This window comes from Cryobacterium sp. W22_MBD10_FK3, assembly GCF_052113745.1.
Taxonomy (GTDB): Bacteria; Actinomycetota; Actinomycetes; order Actinomycetales; family Microbacteriaceae; genus Cryobacterium.
On sequence record NZ_JBGQOH010000006.1, the window covers coordinates 30,763 to 48,557 of the forward strand.

The 17,795-nt window shown below is 68.4% G+C and carries 16 protein-coding genes; 8 read left to right on the forward strand and 8 right to left on the reverse strand.

Translation table 11 applies throughout. The annotated features are described in order from the left end of the window. Nucleotides 1–330: 330 nt before the first annotated feature. On the reverse strand, nt 331–840 hold the full coding sequence (locus ACEN2M_RS08175; protein WP_441647621.1) for a septum formation family protein: 510 nt from the start codon (nt 838–840) through the stop codon (nt 331–333). A gap of 156 nt (nt 841–996) precedes the next feature. Beyond that, nucleotides 997–3,063 carry a glycogen debranching protein GlgX gene (glgX, locus tag ACEN2M_RS08180; RefSeq protein ID WP_441647622.1) on the reverse strand — a complete coding sequence of 689 codons (2,067 nt, stop codon included), beginning with the start codon at nt 3,061–3,063 and terminating at the stop codon, nt 997–999. A gap of 199 nt (nt 3,064–3,262) precedes the next feature. Between glgX and ACEN2M_RS08185 the strand changes: the two genes are divergently transcribed. The 3 genes from ACEN2M_RS08185 to ACEN2M_RS08195 all read left to right on the forward strand — a co-directional run bounded on the left by ACEN2M_RS08185 (nt 3,263) and on the right by ACEN2M_RS08195 (nt 5,818). After that, a complete protein-coding gene (locus ACEN2M_RS08185) occupies nt 3,263–3,757 on the forward strand; it encodes a Dps family protein (protein WP_441647623.1) in 495 nt (164 codons plus the stop codon). A gap of 181 nt (nt 3,758–3,938) precedes the next feature. Next, complete coding sequence (locus ACEN2M_RS08190) at nt 3,939–4,394, forward strand: SRPBCC family protein (protein ID WP_441647624.1); 456 nt, start codon at nt 3,939–3,941, stop codon at nt 4,392–4,394. 209 nt (nt 4,395–4,603) lie between these two features. After that, entirely contained in the window at nt 4,604–5,818 is a 1,215-nt protein-coding gene (locus ACEN2M_RS08195; RefSeq protein WP_441647625.1) for an LCP family protein, read from the forward strand. 4 nt (nt 5,819–5,822) lie between these two features. Here the strand turns inward: ACEN2M_RS08195 and kduI are convergent, their stop codons facing one another. Beyond that, a complete protein-coding gene (kduI, locus tag ACEN2M_RS08200; RefSeq protein WP_441647626.1) occupies nt 5,823–6,653 on the reverse strand; it encodes a 5-dehydro-4-deoxy-D-glucuronate isomerase in 831 nt (276 codons plus the stop codon). A gap of 427 nt (nt 6,654–7,080) precedes the next feature. Between kduI and ACEN2M_RS08205 the strand changes: the two genes are divergently transcribed. The 3 genes from ACEN2M_RS08205 to ACEN2M_RS08215 all read left to right on the forward strand — a co-directional run bounded on the left by ACEN2M_RS08205 (nt 7,081) and on the right by ACEN2M_RS08215 (nt 9,646). Beyond that, on the forward strand, nt 7,081–8,541 hold the full coding sequence (locus tag ACEN2M_RS08205) for a glycoside-pentoside-hexuronide (GPH):cation symporter (protein ID WP_441647627.1): 1,461 nt from the start codon (nt 7,081–7,083) through the stop codon (nt 8,539–8,541). A gap of 76 nt (nt 8,542–8,617) precedes the next feature. Next, complete coding sequence (locus ACEN2M_RS08210) at nt 8,618–9,349, forward strand: fumarylacetoacetate hydrolase family protein (protein ID WP_441647628.1); 732 nt, start codon at nt 8,618–8,620, stop codon at nt 9,347–9,349. A gap of 63 nt (nt 9,350–9,412) precedes the next feature. Continuing rightward, nucleotides 9,413–9,646, forward strand: coding sequence for a tautomerase family protein (locus ACEN2M_RS08215; RefSeq protein ID WP_441647629.1), 234 nt, complete (start codon nt 9,413–9,415; stop codon nt 9,644–9,646). 99 nt (nt 9,647–9,745) lie between these two features. Here the strand turns inward: ACEN2M_RS08215 and aztD are convergent, their stop codons facing one another. The 4 genes from aztD to aztB are packed head-to-tail and all read right to left on the reverse strand — an operon-like array spanning nt 9,746 to nt 14,073. Beyond that, nucleotides 9,746–10,969: a zinc metallochaperone AztD gene (gene aztD / locus ACEN2M_RS08220; RefSeq protein ID WP_441647630.1), complete on the reverse strand. Its 1,224-nt coding sequence runs from the start codon at nt 10,967–10,969 to the stop codon at nt 9,746–9,748. Nucleotides 10,970–10,999: 30 nt separating this feature from the next. Further along, a complete protein-coding gene (aztC, locus tag ACEN2M_RS08225; protein ID WP_441647631.1) occupies nt 11,000–11,926 on the reverse strand; it encodes a zinc ABC transporter substrate-binding protein AztC in 927 nt (308 codons plus the stop codon). 4 nt (nt 11,927–11,930) lie between these two features. Then, a complete protein-coding gene (locus ACEN2M_RS08230; protein ID WP_441647632.1) occupies nt 11,931–13,241 on the reverse strand; it encodes an ABC transporter in 1,311 nt (436 codons plus the stop codon). Continuing rightward, nucleotides 13,228–14,073 carry a zinc ABC transporter permease AztB gene (aztB, locus tag ACEN2M_RS08235; RefSeq protein WP_441647633.1) on the reverse strand — a complete coding sequence of 282 codons (846 nt, stop codon included), beginning with the start codon at nt 14,071–14,073 and terminating at the stop codon, nt 13,228–13,230. Before aztB ends, ACEN2M_RS08230 begins: the two co-directional genes overlap by 14 nt. 49 nt (nt 14,074–14,122) lie before the next feature. Here aztB and aztA point away from each other — a divergent pair, with 49 nt between their 5' ends. After that, the gene (aztA, locus tag ACEN2M_RS08240) at nt 14,123–14,803 is read left to right on the forward strand and encodes a zinc ABC transporter ATP-binding protein AztA (RefSeq protein WP_441647634.1); all 681 of its coding nucleotides are present in this window, start codon (nt 14,123–14,125) and stop codon (nt 14,801–14,803) included. A 56-nt stretch (nt 14,804–14,859) separates the two neighbouring features. On the opposite strand, the gene ACEN2M_RS08245 is transcribed toward aztA, so the two are convergent. Beyond that, on the reverse strand, nt 14,860–15,240 hold the full coding sequence (locus ACEN2M_RS08245; RefSeq protein WP_441647635.1) for a DUF5655 domain-containing protein: 381 nt from the start codon (nt 15,238–15,240) through the stop codon (nt 14,860–14,862). Between the two features lie 195 nt (nt 15,241–15,435). Here ACEN2M_RS08245 and ACEN2M_RS08250 point away from each other — a divergent pair, with 195 nt between their 5' ends. Then, nucleotides 15,436–17,730, forward strand: coding sequence for an MMPL family transporter (locus tag ACEN2M_RS08250; protein ID WP_441647636.1), 2,295 nt, complete (start codon nt 15,436–15,438; stop codon nt 17,728–17,730). Nucleotides 17,731–17,795: the final 65 nt, after the last annotated feature.

Here is a 17,795-nt window from a genome sequence, read left to right on the forward strand (position 1 = left end):
GCCGTGCTGCCCGCGCTCTAACGGTGAGCGGCGGGGCGCTGTACCCGCGGCGCACCGAGAACCGCCCCGCACCACAACGCCGTAGCCCGGGCATGAAAAAGCCCCGGTGCCGCTCGCGCTTCGGGGGAAAGGGAGCTGGCACCGGGGCCAATCGTGGAGTGGGGGAACTCCAAGAGCAACCGTACGCCCTGTCGGCTGCACGTGGGCTGCACGCCGGCTAAGAGTTTTCTGTGCCGTTCGGAATCGGCACGCCGTTCGGAATCGGCACCGTCTCCGACCGTGTGCCCCCGCGGGGTGCCGTCGGACGCGGTGCCGTCGAACGCAACCTCGTTAGACGGCCGTGCCGGCCAGCGAACCGGTGGTCTTCTGCGGGCCCATGACCAGGCAGAGGATCTCGTGGTCGCCGCTTTCCCAGCTGCCCTCGGTGGGGGAGAGGTAGTTGAAGTCCAGGGTGGACTCCTCGTAGGTCTTGCCGATGAAGGTGGCGAATTCCGCCATGCAACGTTCTTCGGCAACCTGGGTGATGGCCTCGTCGCCGGGGAAGGTCTCGTCTTCGCTCACGTCGAAGGCGAAGAAGGCCTCGTAGTCGTGGGCGTCGGAGCACGGGATGGCCTCGACGCTGTCGATCTCATCGGCTTCCTGATCGTTGAAGCAGTCGCCGACGGCGAGCGTGAAGACGTCGGCCTCGCCCGCCTCGCTGATCTCCTGGGTCTCGGCGTCGCGTGCCGCTTCCTTGGGGAAGAGGCCGCTGATCGCGCTGCACCCGGAGAGGGTGAGCGCCCCCACGGCGAAGACGGCCACGATCAAACTGGTGCGCAGGCGTGAAGTTGTGCGGGACATGGCGGTGCCTTTCAACGGATGCTGGGGTCCAGGACGCAGAACGGTGTGCGCCCCGCACGATAATCGGCGGATGCCCTCAGCACTCGAACCCCAAAAATTGGCGCTGACGGCGCTCCCATCTTGGCCGACTCCGAAACGCCAGCGCAAGCCGCAGCCTTAGACGCGCGAGCGCAACAGCGTGAACGAACCGTCCCGCACGATCAGCGTGCTCACCGGTGCGCTGACCTGCTGACCTGGGTCGCTGGAAGACGCCAGCTCCCATTCCCCGTTCGGGGCGGTGGGGATGGTGAACTCGACCCCGTTCGCGGCCGCGTTCAGGAGCAGGGCGAAGGCGTCCGATCCGGCGTGCTCGAGCACGAAGGTGATGGCGTGGGCGTCGTCGTCGGTCCAGTCCGCGTCGGTGAACTCCTCGGCATCGGCCCGCAGCACTCGCACGGTGTCGACGGGAGCGGTGCCGATGGGAGTGTCGGTGTCGGGGCGCGGCGCCTGCCGGAACCAGGCGGGGCGGAGCGCCGGGTTCTGACGGCGGAGCGCCACCAGGCTGCGGGTGAAGGCGAGCAGATCCTCGTCGGTGTTCGCCCAGTCGTACCAGGAGATCTCGTCGTCCTGGCAGTAGGCGTTGTTGTTGCCGCCCTGGCTGCGACCGAGCTCGTCGCCGCCGAGGATCATGGGCACACCGGCGGAGAGCAGCAGGGTGGCCAGGAGGTTGCGGCGCATCCGGGCTCGGCGCTCGTTCACCTCGGCGTCGTCGGTGGGGCCCTCGATGCCGTTGTTGGTGGATTGGTTGTCGCTCTCGCCGTCGTTGTTGTCTTCGCCGTTGGCCTCGTTGTGCTTCTCGTCGTACATGGTGAGGTCGGCCAGGGTGAAACCGTCGTGTGCGGTGACGAAATTCACGCTGGAGAGCGGAGAGCGCCGGTCGGCCTCGTACACGTCGGGGCTGCCGAGCACCCGCTGGGACAGGGTGCTGAGCAGGGCCGCGTTGCCGTGCCAGAAGCCGCGCACGTCGTCGCGGAACTTGCCGTTCCACTCCGACCAGTCGGCCGGGAAACCACCGACCTGGTAGCCGGCGGTGTCCCACGGCTCGGCGATCATCTTCACCGGCGCGAGCACCGGGTCCTGCTGGATCAGGGTGAGGAAGGCGCTGTGCAGCTCGGCGTCACCGCCCTGCCGGGTGAGGGTGGTGGCCAGGTCGAAGCGAAACCCGTCGACGTGCATCTCGGTGACCCAGTAGCGCAGCGAGTCCATGATCAGGCCGAGCGCGGCCGGGTGGCTCACGTTCACGCTGTTGCCGGTGCCGGTGGTGTCGAAGTAGTTGCCCCTGTCGCCCTCCACCAGCCGGTAGTAGGCCTCGTTGTCGATGCCCTTGAACGAGAGGGTCGGGCCCATGTGGTTGCCCTCGGCGGTGTGGTTGTAGACCACGTCGAGAATCACCTCGAGGCCGGCGGCGTGCAGTGCCTTGACCATCTGCTTGAACTCGGCCACCTGGCCGCCGCCGTCGCCGGCGGCGGCGTAGTCGCCGTGCGGGGCGAAGAAGCCGATGGTGTTGTAGCCCCAGTAGTTGCGCAGGCCCTTGTCCTGCAGGTGGCTGTCCTGCACGAACTGCTGCACCGGGATGAGCTCCACGGCGGTCACGCCGAGGTCGGTGAAGTGCTTGATGGCCGCCGTGCTGGCCAGGCCCGCGTAGGTGCCGCGGATGTCTTCGGGCACGTCAGGGTGCGTCTGGGTGAAGCCCTTCACGTGCACCTCGTAGATCACCGAGTCGGCCAGCGGGGTGCACGGCGCGGAGTCGTCGGCCCAGTCGAAGGCGGGGTCGGTGATGACACAACGTGGGGTGGATCCGGCCGAATCGCTCGAGTCCATTTCCTGGGGATTCTGCTGGTCATGTCCGGAAACCTCCTGACCCCAGGCATAGTCGCCCTCGACAGCGGTGGCGTGCGGGTCGAGCAGGAGCTTGCGGGCGTTGTGGCGCAGGCCGTTCGCCGGGTCCCAGGGTCCATGCACCCGCAGGCCGTACCGGGTGCCGACGCCGGCGCCGGGAACGATGCCGTGAAAGACGTGGCCGGTGCGCTCGGTCAGAATCGTGCGGGTTTCTGTGCCGGTCTCGTCGAACGCGCAGAACTCGATGCTGTCGGCCGTCTCGGAATAGACCGCCATATCAACGCCACCCGCAACGAGGGTGGCACCCAACGGGTAGGGCAGGGAGCGGGGCGTGACGGCAGTCATTCGGTTCTTTCGATCGGCGATTGTTCGGATGAATCACCGAATGTTTGGTCAGAATAGCCGCGGAATCCCGGCAAAAACTGAGAAAGCGCTGAGTGGCGATTCTGTCGGCGGCCGCTGCTAGTGTGCTCTCAGAAACAGGCGGAGCGTCGGCTGACCATTCGGCCCCAACCCGTTCCCGCCGGTCACGAAGGGAATCCCCATGAAGGCATCCGCAGAACTCGGCAGCAACCTGCAGTCGGTCCTCGTCGACCTGATCGAACTGCACGTTCAGGGCAAGCAGGCGCACTGGAGCGTCGTGGGCACCAACTTCCGCGACCTGCACCTGCAGCTCGACGAGATCATCGATGACGCCCGGATCTTCACCGATGAGCTGGCCGAGCGGATGCGCGCGCTCGACGCCCTGCCCGACGGACGCACCGAGACCGTCACCAAGACCACCCATCTGCCCAAGTTCCCCGCCGGCGAGGTCGACACCACCGAAACCGTGGGCCTGGTCACGGCGCTGTTGACCGCAACAGTCGACAACATCCGCGAAGTTCACGAGGCCGTTGATGAAGAAGACCCGGCCAGCGCCGATATTTTGAACGGGTTCATTCTGAAGCTCGAGCAGTACATCTGGATGGTCAGCGCCGAGGACCGGAAGCCCCGGAAGGCCACCGCGAAGGACTCCACCCGCCCGGTCGGCAAGGCGTAGCTCGCCTCCGGCGGCCGGATTCGTGACGAATCCGGCCGCCGCCGTGACGAATGGGCGCTCGGATGCGTCATAGCTAGACCAACACTTCGCTCCATCCAGTCTGCCCACCACGTGCGTGACCCGTCCGCCAGACATCTCCGGCGAGATGGCGCACGCTTTTCAGGAATAGAGGATGCATCCCGTGACCCAGGTAATCGAGACGATCGACGTAGACGTTCCCGTGCGAACGGCGTACAACCAGTGGACCCAGTTCGAGACTTTTCCGCATTTCCTCGACTTCGTCGAGAGCATCACCCAGATCGACGACACCCACACGCACTGGAAGGTGAAGGTCGGCGGAGCCGAACGTGAGTTCGATGCTGAGATCACCGAGCAGCACCCCGACGAGCGGGTGGCCTGGAAGAGCATTTCCGGCGACGAGAAGCACGCCGGCGTGGTCACCTTCCACCGTCTGAGCGACACGACGTCCCGCGTCACCGTTCAGCTGGATTGGGAAGCCGAAGGCTTTCTGGAGAAGGTCGGCGCCGTGTTCGGTGTCGACGACCACGTGATCCGTAAGGACCTCAAGCAGTTCAAGACCTATGTCGAAGACCCCGCCCACCAGACCGGCGGCTGGCGCGGAGACGTCACCATCTAGTTCAGCCACCGGAGGCCCGGCCCTGCCGGCCTGCCCCGGTACCCGGCGGAGAGATGGTTTCGATCTCTTCGCCGGGCTATGCTCCCTGCGACGGGCGCCGCAGCGCGCGGTGCCGTGAACAGCATCGAGCACGGGATGGGCGACCGGTGGCCGAATCAGGGCAGGCGATTGGCGTCGCACGGCACGGGCGACTGAAGAAGTCACACGCCGTGACGACGCTGCTGAAGGCTGTGGCGCTGGGCCTGGCGGTGATCCTGGTCAGCGGGGCTGTTCTGGTGGCGTTCACGTTCTGGCAGGTCAGCAGCACGGTCTCCGCCCGCTCCATCGACATCGGCGCCGCCGGTGAGGGTGACGCGGGGCCGCCGGGCATCGGCAGCTATGAGAACGGGTTCAATCTCCTCATCGTCGGCGTCGACAACGACTCGGCCCAGGGAGCGGCCTACGGGGTGCGGGAGACCACCCTGAACGACGTGAACATTCTGGTGCACGTATCTGCCGACCATTCGAATGCGGTGGTCGTGAGCATTCCCCGGGACCTCGTGGTGTCGCACCCCGAGTGCACCGATGTCGGCACCGGTGAAGTCTTCGGCGAACTGGGGGCGGCGCCGGTGAACGAGGCCATGGGGCGAGGCGGGCTCCCGTGCGTGGTCAGCACCGTGGAAGAACTCACCGGACTGGAGATCCCCTACGCGGGGTTGGTCTCCTTCGCCGGGGTCGTGCGCCTCAGCGACGCGGTCGGCGGCGTGCCGATCTGCCTGACCGAACCGGTGAACGACCCGAAGGCCGCCTTGTCCCTGCCGGCCGGCACGAGCATCGTGGCGGGCGAGACCGCCCTGGCCTTCCTCCGCAGCCGGCACGGTGTGGGCGACGGCAGCGACCTGGCCCGCATCTCGTCACAACAGCTGTACCTGGCCTCGCTCCTGCGCACGGTGCGGGGAAATGGCACCCTCGCCGATCTCCCCAGGCTGTACGCCCTGGCCAACGCCGCGGCAGGCACCGTCAGCCTCTCCACCAGCCTGGCGCGCACCGACACGATGGTCTCGATGGCCCTGGCGCTGGCCGACATCGACCTCGACAAGCTGGTCTTCGTGCAGTACCCCGGCAGCACCGAGGACCCGGCCTTTCCGGGAAAGGTCGTGCCGGTGCGAGACCTCGCCGATGCGATGTTCGCCAAGATCGCCGCGGACGAACCGTTCTCGCTCCCGCCGGCTCCGAGCACCGACGAACCCCTCGCGCTCGATCCGCCGGTTGACATCCCCGACGGTGCCGCCGCGGCCGACCCCGTCGCCACGGATGCCGCGGTGCCGCCCGACACCCCGACCCCGACCCCGACGCCGACGCCGACGCCGACCCCGGAGCTTCTGACCGGGCTCACCGGGCGCACAGCAGAGGATGACTCCTGCGCCCAGCCGGGCGGCGGCTGACCGGTTACCTCAGGTCGGCCGGCTGCACGTGGTCCATGTCGTCGAAGGCCTTGTTCTCGCCGGCCATCGCCCAGACGAACGAGTAGCTGCCCGTGCCGAAGCCGCTGTGCAGCGACCAGCTGGGCGAGATGATGGCCTCGTTGTTGGCAACGACCAGGTGGCGGCTCTCGGTGGGTTCACCCATCAGGTGGATCACACGGTGCTCCGGGGCGAGGTCGAAGTACAGGTAGCACTCCGTGCGGCGGTCGTGGGTGTGCGCCGGCATGGAGTTCCACATGCTGCCGGTGCTGAGCACGGTGACGCCCATCACGACCTGGCAGCTCTGCACGCCGTTGGCGTGGATGTACTGGTTGATGGTGCGTTCGTTCGACGTGGTGGGGTCGCCGAGCTCGCGCACGGTGCCCTTGCCCTTGCCCACCAACGTGGTGGGGTACGCCGTGTGGGCGGTGGCGGAGAACAGATAGAACGAGGCCGGTGCGGCCGCGTCGGCGCTCGCGAAGACCACATCCGTCACACCGCGGCCGATATAGAGGCACGCACCCGGCTCGAGGTCGTAGCCGGTGCCGTCGACCGTGATGGTGCCGGCGCCGCCGACGTTGACGATGCCCGCCTCGCGGTTCTCGAAGAACGTGTCGGTGCGGAGCAGGTCGAAGGTGCCGAGGGTGATCGGGCCGGTCACCGGGCGGGCGCCGCCGAGCACTATGCGATCTTCGTGGGTATAGGTGGCACGGAACTCGTCATCGGCGAAGAGGTCCTCGACAAGGTAGTTCTCCCGCAGGGCCTTGGTGTCGAAACTACGGATTTGGGCGGGATTGGTGGAATGACGCAACTGCATTGTTTTTCTCATTTCCTCTGGAGATGTGAGTGATCTGCCGGCGGATGCTGCGGTCAAACCGCACGTTCCGTGTCGCGGAACAACATACCAGTATTTAACCGGGTCGCGGAACCGGATTTGCGAAAATAGGACTTTAGTCCCGTTTACATCGGGCGTGTCGCACTTATTCTATGTCTGTACCACGGCCATGCATTCCGCCCAGCGGAACACCAGCGTGGCACTGAAGCTCAACGAGGAGGAACCAGTGAACACGCACGCAACTCGGCCCTCCCCACCGTCCATCGGTGCTCGCATCAGCCTCGGCTGACCCACTCCTCCCTGCTGCCCCGGCGACGCCGGAGGCCGCTTGGAACCCTTCCGGCCTGCCGCTCACGGCAACGTCGCCCGCACGAACCCATGATCACAACCGAAAGCGTGACAGTGCCCCATGAGTATCCAAGACAACATTGACGTCGTCCCGGACGCAGCGCCCGTCGTCGCAGCCGACGAGGCTGCCGGAACCCTGACCGGGAAGGAGAAGGTGGCCTACGGGGTCGGTGACCTCGGCACCGGGTTCATGTTCGACCTCGGCCAGGTCTACCTCACCAAGTTCTGGATCGACACCGCGGGCATCGGCCCGGCAGTCGTGGCGCTGATCTTCGTTCTGGTCAAGCTCTTCGACGCCGTGATGGACACTGTCGCGGCGCTCTTCATCGACGGTCGTAAGGTCGGCAAGCGCGGAAAGTTCCGCCCGGTCATGATGGTCTCCGCCGTCATCCTGGGCGTGATGACCGTGGTCACCTTCACCATGCCCGACGTGTCACTGGGCTGGAAGATCGCCTTCGCCGCCGTGTCGTACGCCATCTGGGGCGCCACCTTCTCCTTCGCCAACGGCCCGTACGGTTCGCTCGCCTCGGTGATGACCCGCAACATCAAGGAGCGCGCCCAGCTCGCCACCTCCCGCCAGGCCGGTTCGCTCGGCGCCCAGTGGATCTGCGGCATCGCCTTCATCCCGTTCATGATGATGCTCGGTGGGATCACCGCACCGAACTACATGTGGGCCGCCATCCTCATGGCCGTGCTCGGCATCATCTGCTTCTGGATCTGCTACAAGGGCACCAAGGAACACGTTGTCGTGAACCGCGAAGCCAATAGGGAGAAGACGGGCCTCAAGGACTACGGCCGCGCCGTGCTCACCAACCGCCCGCTGCTCGGCCTGGTGCTGATGAGCCTGTTCACCATCTCCTCGATGAACGTGAACAACATGATGATGATCTTCTTCGCCCAGTTCAACCTCGGCAACATCGCGCTGATGGCCGTGCTCAACTTCGTGATGATCGGGGCCTCCATCGTGGGCATCATGTTCATCCCGAAGCTGGTCGTGCGCTTCGGCAAGAAGCGCACCGTCATGGTCAGCTTCGCCGTCGCGGTTGTCGCCAACGGCTTGAACTTCATCATCCCGACCAACCTGTGGACCTTCATGATCCTCGTCACCATCGGTTACGTGGCCCTGTCGATCCCGAACGGCATCACCTGGGCGTTCGTCTCCGACACCATCGACTACGGCGAATGGCACACCGGCGTGCGCAGGGAAGGCATGACCTACGCGGCCTTCAGCTTCTCGCGCAAGGTCTCGCAGTCCCTGGCCGCCCTGGTCGGTGCCGGCATGCTGGCCGTCTCTGGCTACGTCGCCCAGGCCACCAGCCAGTCGGAGGGGACGCTGCTCGGCATCAAGGCCGTGATGACGCTCTACCCGGCCGTTGCTCTCACCATCGCTGCCATCATCGTCTACTTCATCTACAACGTGAGCGACGACAAGTACCGCCGGATCGCCAAGGACCTGAACGAGGGTCGTTGGGAACACGGCATCATCGGCGAAAGCACCCTCGCCACGCTCGCCGCCAAGTAATCCAGAAAGCGCTCTCCGACAGGGGGTGCCGCTGGCGCCCCCTGTCTTATCCCCGGCAACGTCAGGAAAATAGCTCATGCGTATTGCTCGACTCGAAACTCCGATCGGCCCGCGCCACGCTGTGGCCGCCGGTGGACAGTGGAACCTCATCGCCGACCCGTTCGCCGCACCGCTGGTCTACACGGGCGAGTCCATCCCGGTCGCCGACGCCGTGCTTCTCGCCGCGGTCGACCCGCGCGTTGTCGTCGGCATCGGCCACAACAAGCCGGGCAACCCCTTGCCCATGCAGGCCTGGCACAAATCGGTGCACACCGTCGCCGGAACCGGCGACGACATCTACGCCGTGCGCGGCGTGGGCACCGTGAACATCGAGGGCGAGCTCGCTGTGGTCATCGGCGCCTCGGCGACGAACCTCACGCTCGATAACGCCTTCGAAGCCGTGCTCGGCTACACGGTGGCCAACGACGTCACCAACGTCGACCAGGGTTCGATCGACCAGCGCAACTTCCAGGGTAAGAGCGGCAAGAACTACACCCCGCTCGGCCCGTGGATCGAAACCGACCTCGCCGACCCCGAGAACGTGGCCACCGAGGTGGTCATCAACGGCGCCGTGGTGGCCAACTCGGGCTCGTTCAACCTGCCCTCCTCGGTCGCTGCCACACTCGTCTACGTCACGAAGTGGCTCACCCTCGAGCCCGGCGACGTGGTGCTCACCGGGGCCCCCGGCACCGACCTCCCCGTGCAGCCGGGCGACACGGTCGACATCACGCTCGCCGGCATCGGCACCCTGAGCAACACCATCGCCTAGGGCGCGCGAGACAAAAACCAACTCGGCCGCCAATTCGGCGGGCGACAACAATAAGGAGCACACATGCCCAACATCACCGTTCAACTGCTGGCGGGCCGCGATATCAACCAGCGCCGCGCCTTCGTCCAAGACGTCACCAACAGTGCCGTTCTGACCCTGGGTGCACGCCGCGGCGACGTCCGGATCGTCTTCGAGGAGATCACCCCGGACATCGTGGCAAATGGTGGAGTCTTCGCCAGCGAAGACGAAAGCCGCGCAGAGGTCGTCAGCCGTTTCGTGCCCGAGGCCACCTCGTAGCACCCCCGAGCCGTTCGAAGGCATCCCCGGTCGCACCGCCGGCGACGAGTCCTCTGCCCAGGCCCATACCGGCTGAGCGGACCCGTCGCCGCGGGCTCGTTAGCCGGTGACGACCGCGATCTCGTTCGGGGTGGCCGGCAACTCCACCGAGCTGACAACCTTTCCGGTGGCGAGGTCGACGGCGTGCAGTGAGTTGGTGGCCGGTTCGGTCACGTAGGCGGTGCCGCCCACGACGATGAGTGCGGGGTGCGCGTCCTGCCACTCCACCGGGCTCTCCCAGGCGCCGATCACCGGGTAGGAGTCGCCCAGCTCGCCGGTCTCGGGATCGAGCACGTAGAGCGACCCGTCCGAGGCCAGGATGAGGGCCTCATCGTTGGGGCCACGAGCCACATCGCGCCAGGTGTACTCCACGCCGGCGGGCAGGTCGATCACCGTGGAGGTCTTGGCCGCGGTGTCCACGAGCACGAGTTCGCTCAGCAGGTAGCCCTCGGAGTCCGGGTCGGAGTTGTAGTCGCCGACCGCGATGGTGGAGGTTTCGGAGACGTACATGTTGCCCGTGCGGCCATAGGCATCCGGGGCGGCGATCTTGGTGATCACGCCATCGTCGTAGACCAGCACGCCGTCGCTGCAGCCGAAGACGGCCACCTCGTCGGCGGCCGCGCCCTCGCCATGCACCGACGGGCACTCGGCGTTGCGGGCGATCTCCTCGCGGTCGGCGTTCAGCACGCGGATGCCGGTGCGGGCCTCCGGGGTGCCGACGGTGGTGAGCAGGGTGCCGTCGTCGAGCTCGATCGAGACGCCGTGGTGGGCGGCTTCGGCCGGGACCACCTCGGTGGCCGGCAGCTCGTCGGTGGCGTCCAGCAGGGCGGCGGTCTCGAAGATGGTGGTGTCTCCGGTGCCGTCGGCATAGAGGATGGTCTTGTCACCGTGCTTGACCACGTGACCGGCGGCCGGGGCGTCGAAGACCAGGTCGGTCAGCACGGGGTCGGCGGTCTGGGCGGCGCCGGAGGCGTCGGTCCAGGTGCCGGTGTCGAGCACCTGGAAGCCCTCGGTGGTGGTGACCAGCACGTGCCGGCCGTCACCGGCGGTGTTCAGCCGGTTGAACCCGGCCAGCGGCAGGTCCGCTTCGATGGTGAGGGTGTCGCCGTCGAGCACGTAGACGCCGCCGTCGTAGGTCAGGGCCACCCGGGGCTGCGCCTTCGGTGAATCGGTGGCCGAGCCGGCGTCGCCCGGGGTGGCATCCGTGGTGGCGCAGGCGGTCAGGAGCAGGGCCGAGGCGGCGATCACTGCCGCGAATGCCGTGGTGCGGTGCTGTCTTCTCATGTTTTCTTTTCTGTGTTGAAGGGCTGCTCGTCAGGGAGAAAGCCCGGTGGCGATGCGCTCGGTATTGGTGCGCATCATGGTGAGGTAGCTGCCGGCGCCCGCGCCGGGTTCGCTGAGCGATTCGGTGAAGAGTTCCACCACGGCCACGTCGAGGCCGGCTTCGTCGGCGAGCACCTGCACGAGACGGTCGGGCTGGGAGGACTCGGCGAAGATGGTGTTGACTCCGGCGGCGTCGATCGCGTCGACGAGACCCTGCAGGTCGGAGGCGCTGGGGGCGGCCAGGGTGGAGCCGCCCGGGATCACGGCCCCGACAACGGTGAAGTCGAACCTGTCGGCCAGGTAGCCGAACACGTGGTGGTTGGTGACCAGGTTGCGGTGCTCGGCCCCGAGGGCGGCAAAGGCCGTTGTCATCTCGGCGTCGAGGGCGCGCAGTTCGGTCGTATAGGCCGCCGCCTGCGCCTGAATTGCGGCGGGATCGGCGCCCGCGACGTCGGTCTGCACGGCCGTCGCCACCGCGTCGACGACCTCGATCATGCGGGCCGGATCGGTCCAGAAATGCGCGTCGGCCGTGTCGCTGCCGGTGCCGGTGCCGACGGCATAGGGCAGCGGATCGATCACCGCGCCGGCTGCGAGCATCGGCACGCCGGCCGCGTCGGCCGCGTCGAGCTGGTGCTGCAGGCCCTCTTCGAGGCCGAGGCCGTTGGAGACGATCAGGTCGGCGTTCAGGATCCGGGCGGCCTCCTGCGCCGAGATCTCGAACGAGTGCGGGTCGGAGTTCGGCCGCATCAGGGTGAGCACCTCGGCCTGGCCGCCCACGATGTTCTGCACGACGTCGCCCAGGATGTTGGTGGTCACCACGATGAGCGGCCGGTCGGCTGCCGGGGGAGTGCAGCCGGCCAGAGTGCCGAGACACAGGGTTCCGGCGAGGGCGAGCGTGAACGGACGGATCAGCCGCATGGCTCTACAGCCCGGTCTCGGCGAGGAAGCGCGGCTCGCCGTCGATCGGGAAGGTCCGGGCGATGCGCGCGTTGTCGGCGAAGTCGACCTCATAGACCAGGCCCTCGAGCGGGGCGTTCAGGTAGGCCCGGCCGGCATCCACGGTGAGGGTGACACCGTCGGGGGCGCTGCCCGCGCCGGCCGCGAGGGTCGCGGGCAGCAGTGGTTCGGTCGCGGCGAGGGTGCCGCCGGTGGCGGCGTCGAGCACGAGCACCCGGCCGTCCCTGGCCAGCGCCACGACGTGCCCGGCGGAGTCGTCGACGGCCGTGACCTGCAGCAACGGAGTGTCGGTGGCCAGTCTCGACCAACTGCGTTCCCGGGTGTCGAGCAGCCAGGCGCCGCCGTCGCCGGAAACGGCGGCCACGGTGGGCCGCCCGGCCCGGTTGGCGAAGGCCAGGGCCCGGTCGGAGGCGATGACGCCGTCGGGGTAGGGGATGCGTTCGAAGTCGATGGTCTGCTCGGCGCCGGCGGTGGCCAGGAGGGCGCCGTCGGCGCAGCCGAAGACCACGCCGACCCGGGTGGTGATGGTGCCGGAGAGCTCGGCGCAGTCCGCGGTCGCCCCGGCCAGCGGGGCGCCGGTCGCGTCGAGCACCCGCACGGCGGAGGCTCCGTGCGCGGCGCTGCCCGGCGCATCCGTGCGGCCCTCGAGAACGCTGTCGCCGAACGGCACCAGCACGCCGGCACCGGGGTCGCCCTCGATGCGGCCGAGTTCGGTGACCGTGCCGTTTTCCAGGTCGCCGTGGTCGAGGATCAGGCCGGTGCCGGAGTCCGCGAAGCGCACTGTGCTGAGCGTGCCGCCGCCGGAGACGATGCCCGCTCCGGTGCCGGTTACGGTGCCCACGACGGCGGGTGCGGCACGGTAGTAGTGCTGGTGGTCTTCGTGGTCGACGGTCCAGACGCCGCTGTCCACGATCGTCACGGCGCCCTGCCCGGCGGAGGCGGCGAACACGAACCGCCCGTCGGTGGAGACGCCGCTCACCTCGTCGATGGTGGTCACCGGGGTGGTCCCGCCGCCGAGCAGGTCGAGCAGGGCGAGGCTGCCGGCCGCGTTGAGGGTGGCGAGGTGCAGCTGGGGTTCGGCCATTTCCGCGGCGCCGGCCACGTAACCGTGCGGCACGGCGCTCGCCGAGGGCGAGGCCGCCGGGCTTGCCGCGGGGCTCGCGCACGAGGCCAGGCCGAGCAGGCCGGCGACGGTGAGCAGGGAGGCGACGGCGAGCGGCGCCCCGAGGCTGCGCGATCGGATTTGGCGGGGGGAGGTGGGCTTAGCGGGAGGCACTGGCGCCTTTCTGGTCGAGCACTGGAACGAGGGTGCGCAGGGTGGCAGACACGGCGACGAGGGCCACCGCTGCGGCGGCGACGGTGGCGCCGGCGGCGGTGCCGGCGTGCCAGGAGATCAGCAGCCCGGCGGCCACCGCGGTCGCCCCGAGCAGGGCGGCGAGCAGCATGACCGCCCGGATGCGACGCACCCAGTGGCCGGCCGCGACGGCCGGCGCGAGCAGCAGGCCCACCACGAGCAGCGACCCGACAGCCCCGTACGACGCGACCACGGCCAGGGTGACCAGGCAGACGAGCACCACCTGGGCCAGGCGGGGACGAAGGCCCAGGGTGCGGGCGACCCTGGGGTCGAAGGCCAGCGCCACGAAGGCCCGGTGGAACAGTGCGGCCAGCACCAGGGTGACGCCGAGGGCGATGGCCAGGCCGGTCAGGTCGCTGTTCTGGATGGCGAGAATGTCACCGAACAGGATCGCGGTGAGGTCAACGGCGAAGCTGCGGGAGTGCGACACGATGATCACGCCGAGCGCGAGCATCCCCACGAAGAGCAGCCCGATGCTTGTGTCGTGCGAGAGCCGGCCGCGGCGGGCGATGAGTCCGACGCCCAGGCTCATCACCAGGGCGCTCACGGCCGCGCCCACGATCACGGGCAGCCCGAGCAGAGACGCGAGCGCCACCCCCGGCAGCATGCCGTGCGCCATCGCCTCGCCGAGAAAGGCCATGCCGCGCACCACGACCCAGGTGCCCACGACGGCGCAGATCGCGGCGACGAGCACGCCGCCGAGAAGGGCGCGCAGCATGAAATCCGCCGAGAGCGGGTCGGTGAGCCAGGTCATGACAGCGACTCTAACTGATAACGATTCTCATTCTTGATACGGTGGACCCATGCACACCACCCAGGACACCCGTCGGATCCTTGCAAATCCGGGCCAGATCAGCCTCCGCGCCATCCGCGTGACCCACGGTGGCACGGTCGCCCTCGACGGCGTGTCGGCCACGACCGCGCCCGGCCGGGTGACCGCGCTGGCCGGGGCGAACGGCTCGGGCAAGTCCACACTGCTCGGCGTGCTGGCCGGCAGCCAGCCCTGGCAGGGTGGCGAGCGGCTCGCGGCGGGTGCCGGACGGATCGCGCTGGTGGTGCAGCGGAGCGCCGCCCCCGACACTCTGCCGCTCACCGTGGCCGAGACCGTGAGCATGGGGCGCTGGGCCCACCGAGGCCTGTGGCGACCGCTCTCCGGCGACGACCGGGCCATCGTGGCTGCGAGCATCGCGGCCCTGGGCCTCACCGGACTCGAGCGGCGCGCGCTCGGCGAGTTGTCGGGCGGGCAGCGGCAGCGCGCCCTGGTGGCGCAGGGTCTGGCCCAGCAGGCGGAGGTGCTGCTGCTCGACGAGCCGGCCGCCGGGCTCGACGACGACGCCCTGCTCCTGATCGACCTGGCCATCCGCTCTGAGGCTCGACGGGGTGCCGCCGTGGTTTACGCCACCCATGACGCCGCGGTGATTCAGGCCGCCGACCGGGTGATTCGTCTGGAGGCGGGCCGGGTGCTCGACCGCGACGAGGACTAGGCGCCGGGCACGGGCCGGTGTGGCGGGCGCCTGGCCGGCCGACGCGGCCCGAACGCTCAGCCAGCCTTGGTCCAGGCCTCGCGCAGGCAGTCGAGCACGCCGGCGTCCAGGTCGGCCTCGGAGTGCAGCTCGAGGTGGTGCATGAAGTGGTTGAGGGTGGGCTCCACCACCTCCTTCCACCGCGGTGAGGTGTCGAACCTGTCCAGGTCCACCGAGAGCACGAGCGGGGCCACGACGCCGGAGAGGTACTGGCCGGGCAGCCAGGTCCACGCGAACGAGCGGCGCCGGCGGAACGCGATCTGGCTCGTGGTGACGCGGATCTCCGTCTCGCCGATCGACTGGACGGCCGACCGGACGGCGTCGTAGAGCGACCGGGCCAGCGGGTCGCTCCCCGCGAAGTACTGCTCGAGTGGAATGGGATTCCCGTGCGCCGTCATGCCCTGCACAGTAGACCTGTCTGGCGGGACCGGGCATGGCCGGGCCGACGGGAGTAGTTTGGCCGCGGAACGACCGGGGAGCGGGCGCATCCGGTGCCGAGGGGCGCGCGTTCACGAGCAGAACTTCACAAGCAGAGGTTCACAAGCTGAGGTTCACAAGCAGAGGACTGACCCGCCATGTTGCGAAAACTCGGCGTGAGTGTTGCGCGCCACCGCCTGATCTCCCTGCTGTGCTGGCTGGTGGCGCTGGGCGCCTGCGTGGCCACGGCGCTTCTGGGCGTCACCGGCGAGAGTCTCTTTCAACGGCTCTCCAGTGCGGGGCCGTCGGTGCAGGGCGAGGCGCAGGAAGCAACCGACCTGGTCGAAGGCCCGGCCGACCAGCAGACCGAATCGCTCTCGCTGCTGGTGCACCCCACCGACCTGAGCTCGCCCGACCTCGCCGCGATCCTGGAATCCGCTACCCTGCGGCTGGAACAGGTCGACGGGGTCAGCCAGGTGATCAACCCTCTCGTCATCCCGCCGCTGCCCGACGGTAGCCCCAACCCGGCGGCCGCCCAGCTGCTCTCCGCCGACGGCGAGGGGATGCTGCTGAGCGTGTTGATGGAGACCACCGACGGCACCGTCAGCGAGCCGCTGCTCAACTTTGTGGAACGCCGCCTTCAGGTGGCCGCCGACGAGATCGGCCAACTCGACCGGAACGCCCAGGTGGAGGTGGGCGGCGCGCCCCTGGTGGTGGAGTCGCTCGTCGCCGTCGCCGAGTCCGACCTGCAGAAAGGGGAGCTGATCGCGTTGCCGATCGCGCTCCTGGTGATGCTGATCATCTTCGGCGGCTTCCTCGCGGCCGGCATCCCGCTGGTGGGCGCGATCGCGTCGATCATCGGGGCACTCGGGATGCTCTACGCCTTCACCTACGTGCTCGACGTGGGCATCACCGTGATGAACGTGATCACCGTGATCGGGCTCGGTCTGTCGATCGACTACGGGCTGCTGATGGTCAGCCGGTTCCGGGAGGAGTTCCGGGCGCGGGTCGGTGGCGAGGGCCCCGGCTCCCCGCCCGGCCCGCACGGGGAGCCCTTCACCGACCTGCCGCCGCTCGAGACCGGAGAGCTGGCCACCCTGCCGCACCACCGGCACAGCCGGCACGAGTTGATGCTCCAGGCCGTGGGCAGCGCGGTCAACACGGCCGGGCGCACAGTGTTGTACTCCGGGCTCACCTTCGCGATCGCCACCGCGGGGCTGCTGGTGTTCGAACCGGCGATCATCCAGGCCATCGCGATCGGTGCGGTCTGCGTGGTGCTCATCGCCATCCTCACCGCGCTGGTGCTGGTGCCGGCCCTGCTCGGCTACCTCGGTGAACGACTGGTGCAGCCCGGCCTGCTCACCCGCATCCCGGTCGTCGGCCCGTGGCTGACCAGATTCGGCGACATCGCGCCGGAGGAGGGCGTCTTCTCCAAGCTGGCCCGGCTGGTGCAGCGGGCACCGATCCTGGTCGCTCTCGGTGGCACCGCCGTGCTGCTACTGCTCAGCAGCCCGGTGCTGTCGATGACGGTGGCCAATAGCGCCGACGACGCCATCCCGCGCTCGTCGACCCAATACGACTTCATCACCACGCTGAACGAGGAGTTCCCGTTGGCCACCGCCCCCAGGGTGCAGCTGGTGTCGAGCGCCGCCGAGGCCGATGAGGCCGCCGCGGCCGCCTGGGCGACCGAGGTCGCCGCCCTGCCCGGCGTCACGGATGTCACCGCTCCGGTGGAGACCAACGGCTACTGGGTGTCCAGGGTCACCGTCGACACCCACCAGGGCGACGACGTGGTGCGGGAGATCCGCGCCGACCGCCCGGCCTTCGACAGCTGGGTCGGCGGTGTGGACGCGCAGGCCGTCGACTATCTCGATTCGCTGGCCAGGGGAGCGCCCTGGGCGGTGCTGATCATCGCCCTGGTCACGTTCGTGCTGCTGTTCCTGATGACCGGATCGGTGATCATCCCGCTCACGGCCCTGGTGATCAGCGCCATTTCCCTGGGGGCGGCCGCCGGCGTGCTGGTGTGGGGGTTCCAGGAGGGCAACCTGTCAGGGCTGCTTGATTTCGACCCCGACACCATCTCGGGCGTGGACGCCCTCGTGCTCACCCTGGTGCTCACCTTCGGCTTCGGTCTCGCGATGGACTACGAGATGTTCCTGCTCGCCCGCATCAAGGAGCATCACGACCGTGGCGAGGGCACCCGCACGGCGATCGAGACCGGCCTGCAGAGCTCCGGACGCATCATCACCTCGGCCGCGCTGATCATCGTTCTGGTCTTCGCCGGCTTCGCCACCGGGGAGCTCATGCAGATGAAGCAGATCGGCACCGCCCTGGCCGTGGCGGTGTTGCTGGATGCGACGCTGGTGCGAATCGTGCTCGTGCCCGCGGTGATGACAGCCCTCGAGCGCATTCTGTGGTGGTCCCCGCGCTGGAGCGCGCCCATCCACGCCCGCTTCGGCCTGCGCGAGTAGCCCGGTCGCGCCCGCGCCCGCGCCCGAAGAGCCGCAACTGTTGCCGAAGCGGACAATTGCGCCCG